This is a genomic window from Mesorhizobium sp. WSM4845 (assembly GCF_055811455.1).
Genome location: NZ_JBVVQA010000003.1, coordinates 70,760 through 82,544, shown reverse-complemented (window position 1 = coordinate 82,544; position 11,785 = coordinate 70,760). Strand labels below are relative to the sequence as shown.

The following is an 11,785-nucleotide window of genomic DNA, read 5'->3' as shown; positions in this document are numbered from 1 at the left end:
TCACATCGCAGCCGGAAAGAGGCCGATGATGGCGAAGGTGGTGACGGCGGCAATCAGCAGGAAATGCCAGTAGAGCACCACATTGCCTAGATCCAGGTCATGCTTCGGCGTCAGTCGGCCGGCCAGCGAGCGGGCCAGGCAATAGGCCTGCATGACTGTGCCGAGCGCTGCATGGGCGAGCACCCAGATCACCAGGATCCAGACGATTGCGGGATAGACGTGGCGCGTCGGGTCCATGCCTGGAGACAATGGCGCGGCCAGGCCTGTGGCGGACGCGGCAACGGTCGTTAGCAGGGACAGCACCAGCAAGCCGCGCATAGTGGCCGTAGCGCCGCGCCTGTTGACCGTGCGTGCCGCCACCATCAGGCCCCACGCCGCAGCGAACAGGCTGGCAGCCACCAGCGACCAGACCGCATCGGGCCCGGCAATCCCCGCGGTGAAGTCGGAATGGATCGTCCAGTAGAAGAAATAGCCGAAGACGAGGCTGGCGAACGCGGTGCCATCGCCCACCATGGTGATGAACATCGCCCACCAGCCGACCGAATCGGAGCCGGAGGCATAAAGCGGCAGGCTGAGGCCCAGGCCGACATCCTTTTCCGGCTTCTCGGGGATTTCGCCAGTGCCCGTCCAGAGCCAGTAGATGATGGCGCAAAAGCAGATGAATGCGGCCAGAGCCGTCGCGATCCACCAGTGGAAGGTAAGCGCGATGAAGGCGCCTCCGAGCGAAAGAGCCGAGACGATGGTGACATGGGAGGTGCCGCCGACGCGCAGCACCTGGACGGGTTCGGCGTCGAGCACGGTGGTGACCAGTCCCTCGCGCCATCCCTCTTCCGCGTCGGGCAGATAATAGCGGCCTTCATTGACTTTGCGGGCAAGGTCCTTCTGGTCCCACAAGGGGTAGCGGCTGCGCACGATGGGTATCGAGCGGACGCCCCAGTTCTCCTCCGGCTCGGAAATCCATTCCAGCGTGCCGGCATTCCACGGGTTGAATTCGCCGCGCGGCTGCCGGTGCTTTGGCCTGAGCACGTCGAAGACGACCACCAGCACGCCCGCGGCGAAAATGAAGGCTCCGGCCGTCGAGATCAGGTTCAGCCAGTTCCAGCCGATTTCGGCCGGATAGGTGAAGACGCGGCGGGGCATGCCGCGCAAGCCGCTCAGATGCATGGGGAAAAAGGCGATGTTGAAGCCGCAGAACATCAGCCAGAAGGCGAGCCGCCCCAACCGGTCTGAGAGCTTCTTCGCGTCGATCAGCGGGTAATAGTAATAGAGCCCGGCCACGACCGGGAAAAGCATGCCGCCGATCAGCACATAATGGAGATGCGCAACGACAAAATACGTGTCGTGGGCCTGCCAGTCGAAGGGTGCGAGCGCCACCATGACGCCCGTCAGGCCACCAATGACGAAGATGGCCAGCCCTCCGGTGCCGAACAGCATCGGGGTCGAGAAGATCACCCGGCCGGCCAGCATGGTGGCGATGAAGACGAAGATCTGCACGCCCGTCGGGATCGCCACCGCCTCGGAGGCCGCCGAGAAGAAGGCCAGCGAGATCTGCGGCAGGCCTGTGGCAAACATATGGTGCACCCACAGGCCGAAGGAAAGGAACCCTGTCCCCACTGCCGCGAGCACGATCCAGGAGTAACCGACGATCGGACGCTGGGAAAAAGTCGGCACGATCATGGCCATCAGCGCGATCGCCGGCAGGAAGATGATGTAGACTTCCGGATGGCCGAATATCCAGAACAGATGCTGCCACAGCAGCGGGTCGCCGCCGCGCGCTGCGTCGAAGAACGGCCAATCGAACATCCGTTCCATCTCGAACAGGAGGTCGCCGGCGATCAGCGGGGGGAAGGCGAACAGGATCATTCCGGCAACGATCAGCAGGTACCAAGCGAAGAGCGGCATCAGGTTGATGCGCATGCCCGGCGCGCGGCATTTCATGATGCCGACGATGAGCTCGACGGCGGCCGCGATCGAGGCGACTTCGATGAAGGAAAGGCCGAGCAGCCAGATGTCGGCGCCAATGCCGGAGAACTCCTTGTCGGTGGCGAGCGGCGGATACATGAACCAGCCTGCCGACGGCGCCGCATTGAAGAAGATCGAGCCGCAGACGAAGATACCGCCGAGCAAAAAGCTCCAAAAACTGAAGGCTCCGAGGCGCGGAAACGGCATTTCGCGGGCGCCCAGCATCGGCGGCAGCAGGAAGATCGCGACCGCCTCGAAGATCGGCACCGCGAACAGGAACATCATCACCGTGCCGTGCAGGGTGAAAGCCTGGTTGAATAAGTCGGCCGAGAGGAGGTCGTTGTCGGGCACGGCGAGCTGCAGCCGCACCAGGAGCGCGAGCACGCCGGCAAACAGCATGAAGGCGAAGGCCGCCGAGCCGTACCAGAGGCCGATCTGGTAATTGTTCACCGAGGTCCAGTAGCGCCAGCCGGTTGGATTGGCCCAGACGGCGCGCAGCCGCTGTTCCTGCGCCTTGTATTCTTCCGGCGAACGCTCCTTGACAGCAGCGCTCATCGCAGGCCCCTCAGCCAGGCGGCTATGGCGCGAATGTCGCCCGGCGGCAACATGTCGAAGGCCGGCATCCCGGAACCAGGCTTGATCAGGTCGGGCCGGGCGATGAAGCGGGTGACGGCGTCTTCGGTGTTGGGCAGGATTCCGGCTGCGACGGTGGCGCGAGAACCGATATGCGAAAGGTCCGGGCCGATCAGGCCGCGCGCATCGGTGCCCGCGACGAAATGGCAGGACCCGCAGCCATGGCGCAGGAACAGCGCGCCGCCGCTTGCGCCGGCCCCTTCCGCGGGAATTGCCTGGGCGGCAAGCCAGGACCGGAAGGCTTCGGGCGCCATGGCGACGGCCGAGAGCGCCATCAGCGCGTGAGACGTGCCGCAATATTCCGCGCACGGGCCGCGGAATATACCAGCTTTGGTGGCCATGATCGAAAGCCTGTTGGTGCGGCCGGGGATCATGTCCATCTTGCCGCCGAGCGGTGGGATCCAGAAGGAATGGATCACATCGGCGCTTTTCACGGTCAATTCGACCCGCTCGCCGACCGGCAGCCTGATCTCGTTGGCGGAAGTGACCGGCGGTCCCTGAGGAGGGTGATAGACAACTTCCCACCAGAACTGCCTGCCGGTGACTTCGATCCGCAGGGCGGCGGGGCTCGCCTGGGCGAAGGGCCGAAGGCCAGGCATCAGCCACAGCCCATAGGCGAGCAGCGCACAAAGCGTGACCGAGGGGAAGACTACGCCGCCCCAAAGGATGATGCTGCTGGCAGATTTTTCGGCCAGCCTGCGGCGATTGACCAGGGCTGCATGAATAAGCAGGCCGACCACGCCCAGCCAGATGACCGCGCCGCCGCTTAGCATGACCCAAAACAGCATTTCTATCTGCTGCGCTTCCGCTCCCGCGGGCTCAAGTGCCGACTGAGTGCTCGACTGGGCGCCGGCAGAGCCGCTCGCGAGCAACAATGACGCAGCTGACAGGCTGAAATATCGACCCATTTGCAACCCCTCCGCGGTAAACCGGCGAGAGGGGAGGAAGGTTCCGGGCAACTGAGCTTTCCAACTGGTGGAATGAACGTGTCGGTCGAGTCCGAATGTAGGTTCCAGTCGGCGGTTTTGCGTGTCGGCGGTTTTGCGCGCGAGTCTTGAGATGCGCACCGGGATTTGCGATGAACGCGTCGATGGCTTTCTGCAACAAGACGCGGGCCTCGCGTGTCAAACCTTTGGGCCGGAAGTGGCCGGAGCTCGTGGCGCCGCAGAGGCTACGGATTCTTCACAGCAGTCCTTTTTGGTTCGGTCACCAGAAATCCTTGTGGTCGGTTACGATCTCTTCTTCGAGTTCAGGGAATGGGCCACGGATTGCTACATGGCGCCGTCCGGCGGCGAACACTTGGTGACAACTCAGATCGAGGGTCAGATTCTCCGAATTGTCTCCGGTCAGCTCGGCCAGCCGCCTTTCGCTGAGTCCGTAGACCACGGTGCCGATGCCAGCCCAGTAACAGGCCCCGGCGCACATGCAGCACGGCTCGACCGAGGTCACCAGAGTGCATCGCTCGAGAAAGGTCGGGTCGTATTGCTGCGCGGCCGCGCGGGCCACGTTTGCCTCTGCGTGGCCAACGCCGCGATCCCGGGCGTAGGTGTTGCCCGACGAAAGCAGCACGTCGCCTTCCGGCCCGACCAGGAGCGCCCCAAAAGGATGATTGCCACTCGCCCGGCTCTCGGTGGCGATCTCCACGGCGAGACGTAGATATTCGGTATCGCTCTTCATGGCCGCCTCCTTGGGGTGCCCGTTCGTAACTGTACGCGTAAAGAGCTCTTGGACAATTTTCAACGAGTGACGAAACAATTGCGCTCGATCGCCGTTTGCGCGTCATGGCGGGTATTTTGGGCGGGTATTTTGGGCGGGTGATTTGGGCGGGTGTTGGACTGCCCAGAGGAGGCGACGATGAGCGCAACCGGCTTGGAAGTTTTTGACAAAACCCTGCAGACGACAAACATCTGGCTGGACGAGATCATGGCCGATCACGGGCCCGACAGGCGCGTGGCCTGGCATATGCTGGGAGCCGTTCTACGCACCTTGCGGGATTGGCTGCAGATCGAACTGGCTGCCAATTTGGGGGCTGAACTGCCGCTTCTTGTGCGCGGAGCCTACTATGATCGGTATCGGCCGCGTGATCTGCCGACGAGCAGCCGTTCGTTGGAGGATTTTTTGCAGCGGGTGGCCGAGGAGATGAAATCCACTCGACCGGTGAATCCCGAGGATGCGACGAGATCCGTGTTCAAGGTACTCGCCAGGCATGTCGACCTCGGCCAGTCGGCCAAGGTGCGGGACGCGTTGCCGAAGCAGATCCGGGCGCTTTGGCCCGAAAGTGTTGGAGTCTAGCAGCAAGACCAAAGTCGGGCCTGCCGATGCGGTTCTCAACTGCCTCCGCCCGGGCGATCGTTTTCCTCGCGATACAGTCGCTCGGTGGCCCGATCGCTTTCTCTGCGCTCTGCAGGCCCACGGCGTCGCCACGTAAGGAGTGCGTAGGCGAGCACGATTGCCAGCAGTAGCGGGCCGCCAGCAACGACGATCAACCACATGCTGTTCTCGAACATGGAACATCTCCTTTCCCTCGTTTCGTTACCGAGCAGGAGCGAAACCGTTGCTCCCGGTGCAGGGTTGGACACCGCAGTGCAACTCTCTTCGCCGAATGGCCAGTGATTCGCCATTCAACTGCTGAACGCGGGCAACTGCTGAACGCGGGCAACTGCTGAACGCGGGCGGTTTATTCCCTCAGAAAAGCAACTTGTACCCAGCGGGCTGTTGCGCTCGGCAAGCGCTGGTGGAAGAATGGACTTCCCTCGGAAACGTTCCATTGTGCGAGCCATTCGCTGGCTGAATTCCAGGCGTTCACGATATCTGTCTGGACCCCTAACATCCGGTCGCGGACGCACTACGTGTAATAGGGAACCACAAAGGCTTTCCGACAGTTGAGTGAAGAGGCGACAGCAACCAGACCGGCCGGGGCGAGGAATACCATGCGCGAGAACCACTCCGACGTCTTCGATCTGTTTTCGGAGATTTACACCAATGCGGCGCAGGAGGAGATAAGCATCCAGCAATATCTCCTTGCCTGCCGCGAGGATAAATCGATGTATGCTTCGGCGCCCGAGCGGATGGTCGAGGCGATCGGCGAGCCCACCCTGATCGACACCAGCATGGATGAGCGGCTCGGCCGCATTTTCTCGAACAGGACAATCAAGGTCTATCCCACCTTCGCCGAGTTCTATGGCATGGAGGACACGATCGAGCGCATAGCCGGCTATTTCCGCTATGCCTCTCAGGGGCTCGAGGAGCGCAAGCAGATTCTCTATCTGCTTGGCCCTGTCGGCGGCGGCAAGTCCTCGCTCGCCGAACGGCTGAAGAAGCTGATGGAGGAGCGTCCGATCTATACGCTGAAGGTCGGCGGCCAGATCAGTCCGGTTTTCGAATCGCCGCTCGGGCTTTTCAATCCTGACCGCATGGGCGACCTTTTGGAGGACAAATACGGCATCGCGCGGCGCCGGCTGAACGGTCTTATTTCGCCATGGGCGGCCAAGCGCCTCGACGAACTGTCCGGCGACATCTCCAAGTTCAGCGTCGTCAAGCTGATGCCTTCGCGGCTACGCCAGATCGGCATCTCCAAGACCGAGCCAGGCGATGAGAACAACCAGGACGTTTCGGCCCTGGTCGGCAAGGTCGACATAAGACAGCTCGAGCATTTCAGCCAATCCGATCCGGACGCCTATTCCTACAGCGGCGGCCTGAACCGGACCACGCAGGGGCTGCTCGAGTTCGTCGAGATGTTCAAAGCGCCGATCAAGGTCCTGCATCCGTTGCTGACCGCTACCCAGGAAGGCAGCTACAACGGTACGGAAAACTTCGGATCTTTCCCGTATCAGGGCATCGTCGTAGCCCACTCCAACGAATCGGAATGGCTGCAGTTCAAGAACAACAAGAACAACGAGGCATTCCTCGACCGTATCCTGGTGGTCAAGGTGCCGTATTGCCTGCGGGTCACCGAAGAAAGGCAGATCTACGAAAAGCTGCTGCGCGAAAGCGAATTGGCCTCCAGTTCCTGTGCACCGGAGGTTCTCGACATTCTCAGCCGGTTCACCGTCTCGACCCGTCTGGCCGAGCATGACAATTCGCCGCTCTACACCAAGATGCGCGTGTATGACGGCGAGAACCTCAAGGACATAGATCCCAAGGCGAAGTCGGTTCAGGAATACCGCGATGCCGCCGGGGTCGATGAAGGCATGACCGGCGTCAGCACGCGCTTTGCCTTCAAGATCCTGTCGCAGACCTTCAACTACGACACCAAGGAAGTGGCCGCCGATCCCGTGCACCTGATGTACATTCTGGAGGAGGCGATCAAGCGCGAGCAGTTCCCCAAGGAAACGGAAGCCGCCTATCTCGACTTCATAAAGTCGGAACTGGCCACGCGCTATGCCGAGTTCATCGGCCATGAAATTCAGAAGGCCTATCTGGAGTCCTACAGCGAATACGGCCAAAACCTGTTCGACCGCTACATCGCCTATGCCGATGCCTGGATCGAGGACCAGGACTACAAAGACCCCGATACCGGCCAGATCCTCAATCGCGAGGTGCTGGACAACGAACTGTCGCAAGTCGAAAAGCCGGCCGGCATTGCCAACCCCAAGGACTTCCGCAACGAGGTCGTGAAGTTCACGTTGCGCGCAAGGGCGAGGAACCATGGCCGCAACCCGTCGTGGACGAGCTATGAAAAGCTGCGCGAAGTCATCGAGAAGCGGATGTTCGGCCAGGTCGAGGATCTGCTCCCGGTGATCAGCTTCGGCTCCAAGCAGGACAGCGTAACGGAGAAGCGGCATACCGAGTTCGTGCATCGGATGGTCGGACGCGGTTACACCGAACGCCAGGTCCGCCGGCTGGTGGACTGGTACATGCGGGTGAACAAGGCGGGCTGAGTCCGGCCGGGATGGTTCCATGCCGATCTTTGTCGATCGCCGACTGAACCCAAAGGACAAGAGCCTCGGCAACCGCCAGCGCTTCCTGAAGCGTGCGCGCGAAGAGCTGAAGCGAAGCATCCGGGATCGGATCCGTACCGGCAAGATCGCCGATGTCGACAGCGAGCACACCGTCTCGATGCCGGCGAGGGGCACAGCAGAGCCGAGCTTCAGCGATGCCAAGGACAGCGGCCGGCGACAGCACATCCTGCCGGGCAACAAGCATTTCGCCCCTGGCGACCGGGTTCCCAAGCCCGGCCAGGGCGGCGGCGGCTCGTCTCCCGGCAAAACGGTCTCGGAGGACGATTTTCGTTTCGTGCTCTCGCGCGAGGAGGTGCTCGACCTCTTTTTCGAGGATCTCGAACTTCCCGACATGGTCAAGCTCAACCTCAAGGAGATACTATCCTTCAAACCGCGCCGCGCCGGGTTCGCTGCGACCGGTTCGCCGACCAACATCAATGTCGGGCGCACGATGCGAAACAGCCATGGTCGCCGGATTGCGCTAAGGCGCCCCAAGCAGGAGGAACTCGATGCGATTGCGGAGCAACTCGCAATCCTGGAGGCCGAGCCGCAGAGCGCGGCGCCGGCACGCCAGCGCATTGCAGCGTTGCGGGAGGAGCTTGAGCGACTTGAGCGCCGCCGCAAGCGGATCGCCTATGTCGATCCCGTCGACATCCGCTTCAACCGTTTCGACGCCCAGCCCGTGCCGAATGCCAATGCGGTCATGTTCTGTCTCATGGACGTATCCGGCTCGATGGGCGAACGCGAGAAGGATCTGGCCAAGCGCTTCTTCGTGCTGCTGCACCTGTTCCTGAAACGGCGCTACGACCGCACCGAAATCGTCTTCATCCGCCATACGCACGAGGCGCAGGAGGTGGACGAGGAAACCTTCTTCTACAATACGCAAAGCGGCGGCACGGTTGTTTCCACGGCACTCGAGGAAATGCACCGCATCATCGCGCAACGCTATCCCAGCAACGAGTGGAACATCTATGCCGCCCAAGCGTCGGACGGCGACAATTTCGTCACCGATTCCGAGCGCTGCATCGGCTTGATGGACGGCCAGGTCATGCGCCTGTGCCAGTATTTCGCCTATGTCGAGATCATCGACGAACGTGAGAGCCATATTTTCGGCACCACCGACAATGGGACCTCGCTCTGGCGCGCCTACAGCGTTGTCAACCAGCGATGGCCGAATTTCCAGATGAGCCGTATCGCCAACGCAGCCGACATCTATCCGGTCTTTCGCCAGCTCTTTGCCAGGCAGCCGGTCCTGCAGAAAAGCGCTTGAGGGGAGCCGATGGCGAACCAGACCAGCACGTCGGGCCAGACCAGCAAGTCGGGCCAAACCAGCAAATCAGGCCCAACCAGCAAACCAGGCCAAACCAGCAGATCAGGTTTGCTCTTTTCGGGGTCCGACTGGGATTTCAAGACACTGTCGCGCGCCTACGACGCGATCGAGGCGATCGCGATCGAAGAGCTTCACCTCGACATCTATCCGGTGCAGATGGAGATCATCTCGTCCCAGCAGATGCTCGACGCCTATTCCTCGGTCGGCATGCCGCTGATGTATCGCCACTGGTCCTTCGGCAAGCATTTCCTCTACCAGGAATTGCTCTATCGCAAAGGCGGGCGGGGGCTCGCCTATGAGCTGGTGATCAATTCCAATCCTTGCATCGTCTACCTGATGGAGGAAAACACAATGGCCCTGCAGGCCCTGGTGACAGCTCATGCAGCGCTTGGCCATAATCATTTTTTCAAGAACAATCATCTGTTCCGGCAATGGACGGACGCCAGCGCGATCCTGAGCTATCTGGACTTTGCCAAGGGTTACATTGCCCGTTGCGAGGAGCGGCACGGCGTTGCCGCGGTGGAGGCGATCCTCGATGCGGCCCACGCGCTGATGGAACAGGGGGTCTTCAGATATCGCCGGCCGCCGAAGCTGTCGTCGGAGCGGCAGCGTGTAGGCGTTCGTGAGCGCCTGGAGTACGAAGAGCGTTCTTACAACGATCTGTGGCGCACGCTGCCGCCTTCGAAGGGCGGAGACAATGTTGGGGCAAAGGATTCCAACATCGCGGAGCGAAAGAAAACGCTCAAGCTGCCCGAGGAGAACCTGCTTTACTTCCTGGAAAAAAACAGCTTGGTCCTGGAGCCCTGGCAGCGTGAAATCGTCAGGATCGTCCGCGTCGTCGCGCAATACTTTTATCCGCAGCGGCAAACACAGGTGATGAACGAAGGCTGCGCCACCTTCGTGCACTACACGCTGATGAACATGCTGTTCGATCGTGGCCTGATCAGCGAAGGCGCGATGCTGGAAATCCTGCGCAACCATTCGAACGTGATCTTTCAGCCAGGCTTCGACGACCCGCGGTTTTCCGGTATCAATCCTTATGCGTTGGGCCTCGACATGATGCAGGACATCCAGCGCATAGCGACCGAGCCGACCGCCGAGGATCGTGACTGGTTCCCCGATATCGCCGGCAACGGCAATTGGCGCGAAACCCTGCTCGACGCGTGGGCGAACCATCGCGACGAATCTTTCATCCGCCAGTATCTGAGCCCCGCCCTGATGCGGAAATGGCGGTTCTTTGTCCTCGCCGACGCCGCCAGCGAGCCGCATTACGAAGTCGCGTCGATACACAATGAGCGTGGCTACGAAAAGATACGCGCCGGGCTCGCCCAGAGCTACGACATCGGCGCGAGCCGGCCGGATATCCAGGTTGTGGATGTCGATCTGCTCGGCGACCGGCAGTTGCGACTGGAGCACAAGGTGAAGAACGGCATCATGCTGGAGGAGGCCGGTCGCGACGCGACGCTGCGCCATATCCGGACCCTGTGGGGCTATGAGGTCAGCCTGGCGGCGATCGATGCGCAAACCGGCGCGACGCTCAACGAACGTTCGACCAGCCAAATCGGGGAATGACCAAAACCGGGAATGGCCGGCGACGGCGTCGTTCTACCGCCGGGTTTTTACTCCTGGGTCCAATGCTCCGGGTCCAATGCCCTGGCCGTCGGACCCGGGAAGGTCGGTTCCGTGGGGATCTCCGGTGGTATATCGGGAGGAATTTCGACGGGCTGCCTTTCGGGGCTGGGAACGGGATCAGGCGAAGGCGGAGGAACGCCCGGAGGCTCACCAGGCGGAGTCTCCGGCGGAGCAGGCGGCCGGGCCGGCTCAGGATTGGGATTATCCGGTATCGGCACGGGATTGTTCGGGTCTGGATCAGGATCGGTCATCGGAGACTCCCCGAAGCTTGCTTCACATCTCCTCGGCGCCAATGTGTTTCCACTCAACAGCTCCGGCGCCAATGAATGGCTCGTTCTCGCTGTCGACCCCGGCCTAGACGTGGGTCGTTCACAGCGGCATTCTCCTTCCGTTTCCTCGGAGGAGGATCATCCAGGGTGACAACCATCGCGCCGAACGATGGTTCCATGGCTTGGCGGTGGGGCTCAATGCCGGCGGCGTTGAATAATGGAGCGGCGGCTCCACCGGCGAGCACGCTATGTACGCCGCGTATTGCCAAGACGGTTCAGGGAGGAACAGCATGCGCGCGTTCATGATTGTCACCCTTCTTCTGGTCGCAATCGCAATGGCGCTGTCGCTCGCACACGCGTTGGAGTTGCCCGGCAAGTTGCGCCTCAAGGAGGCCACCTACAAATCTGTGCAGGAGATCTACTATCCCGGCTTCACGATCGGCGGGTTTGCCGAGATCGGCGGCATCATTGCACTCGCCATCCTGCTTTACCTCACGCCCTATCCAGGCGGTCGATTCTGGTGGACTTTGGCGGCCCTTGTCTTCCTGGTGGCGGAACATGCGACCTATTGGCTGGTAACACATCCCGTCAACAATTTCTGGGTGCAGGACGTCGCAGTGTCGAAACCAGCCGCGACGTTTTTTTCAATGCTCCGCCGGAAGCAAAGCGGCGACTGGAAAGACTTGCGCGATGTTTGGGAAGCCTCGCACGTCGCCAGGGCAGGCCTGGCGATGCTGAGCCTGATCTCGATTGCTGTCGCCGCGACATTTTATGCTGGGAGTGAATAGCACGTGGGATGCGCAGCGACGCTACTTGTTCGTCCGCATCTTTTGCCTTGGATTGATCCCGCCAAGGGCGTTCGTGTCGTTCTCGACGTCGCCTTCAATGGTGTTTTCGCCTTCGAGCAAGAGTTCGTCGCCTTCCTTGATCGTGCCCTTGGAGCTGCCGATGCCGGGATTGTTCCTCAGATCGGCATCGCTCGGCTTTTTCCACTTTGGATGTTTGGTTCCGCTCATGGC

At 61.2% G+C, this 11,785-nt stretch carries 10 protein-coding genes; 5 read left to right on the top strand and 5 right to left on the bottom strand.

The window, feature by feature from the left end:
* The 3 genes from ctaD to AC0L2C_RS04615 form a co-directional block, all read right to left on the bottom strand.
* Complete coding sequence (gene ctaD, locus AC0L2C_RS04625; protein WP_287395718.1) at positions 1–2,517, bottom strand: cytochrome c oxidase subunit I; 2,517 nt, start codon at positions 2,515–2,517, stop codon at positions 1–3.
* Complete coding sequence (gene coxB, locus AC0L2C_RS04620; protein ID WP_473522825.1) at positions 2,514–3,503, bottom strand: cytochrome c oxidase subunit II; 990 nt, start codon at positions 3,501–3,503, stop codon at positions 2,514–2,516. The genes ctaD and coxB overlap by 4 nt, the downstream gene beginning before the upstream one ends.
* 298 nt (positions 3,504–3,801) lie before the next feature.
* Entirely contained in the window at positions 3,802–4,272 is a 471-nt protein-coding gene (locus tag AC0L2C_RS04615) for a nucleoside deaminase (RefSeq protein ID WP_023797791.1), read from the bottom strand.
* Positions 4,273–4,449: 177 nt separating this feature from the next.
* Here AC0L2C_RS04615 and AC0L2C_RS04610 point away from each other — a divergent pair, with 177 nt between their 5' ends.
* Positions 4,450–4,887 (top strand): DUF2267 domain-containing protein, encoded by a 438-nt coding sequence (locus tag AC0L2C_RS04610; RefSeq protein WP_091596603.1) that lies wholly within the window; start codon positions 4,450–4,452, stop codon positions 4,885–4,887.
* A gap of 35 nt (positions 4,888–4,922) precedes the next feature.
* Here AC0L2C_RS04610 and AC0L2C_RS04605 read toward each other — a convergent pair whose 3' ends face one another.
* Positions 4,923–5,102: a hypothetical protein gene (locus tag AC0L2C_RS04605; RefSeq protein ID WP_023797793.1), complete on the bottom strand. Its 180-nt coding sequence runs from the start codon at positions 5,100–5,102 to the stop codon at positions 4,923–4,925.
* 423 nt (positions 5,103–5,525) lie between these two features.
* Between AC0L2C_RS04605 and AC0L2C_RS04600 the strand changes: the two genes are divergently transcribed.
* The 4 genes from AC0L2C_RS04600 (at position 5,526) to AC0L2C_RS04585 (ending at position 11,554) form a co-directional block, all read left to right on the top strand.
* On the top strand, positions 5,526–7,475 hold the full coding sequence (locus tag AC0L2C_RS04600; RefSeq protein WP_023797794.1) for a PrkA family serine protein kinase: 1,950 nt from the start codon (positions 5,526–5,528) through the stop codon (positions 7,473–7,475).
* 19 nt (positions 7,476–7,494) lie between these two features.
* Positions 7,495–8,805, top strand: a complete 1,311-nt coding sequence (locus AC0L2C_RS04595; RefSeq protein ID WP_023797795.1) for a YeaH/YhbH family protein — start codon at positions 7,495–7,497, stop codon at positions 8,803–8,805.
* 9 nt (positions 8,806–8,814) lie between these two features.
* Complete coding sequence (locus AC0L2C_RS04590) at positions 8,815–10,437, top strand: SpoVR family protein (protein WP_128166565.1); 1,623 nt, start codon at positions 8,815–8,817, stop codon at positions 10,435–10,437.
* Positions 10,438–11,101: 664 nt separating this feature from the next.
* Positions 11,102–11,554 (top strand): DUF1772 domain-containing protein, encoded by a 453-nt coding sequence (locus tag AC0L2C_RS04585; protein ID WP_473522824.1) that lies wholly within the window; start codon positions 11,102–11,104, stop codon positions 11,552–11,554.
* 21 nt (positions 11,555–11,575) lie between these two features.
* On the opposite strand, the gene AC0L2C_RS04580 is transcribed toward AC0L2C_RS04585, so the two are convergent.
* Positions 11,576–11,782: a hypothetical protein gene (locus AC0L2C_RS04580; protein ID WP_023797798.1), complete on the bottom strand. Its 207-nt coding sequence runs from the start codon at positions 11,780–11,782 to the stop codon at positions 11,576–11,578.
* Between the last annotated feature and the right edge of the window lie 3 nt (positions 11,783–11,785).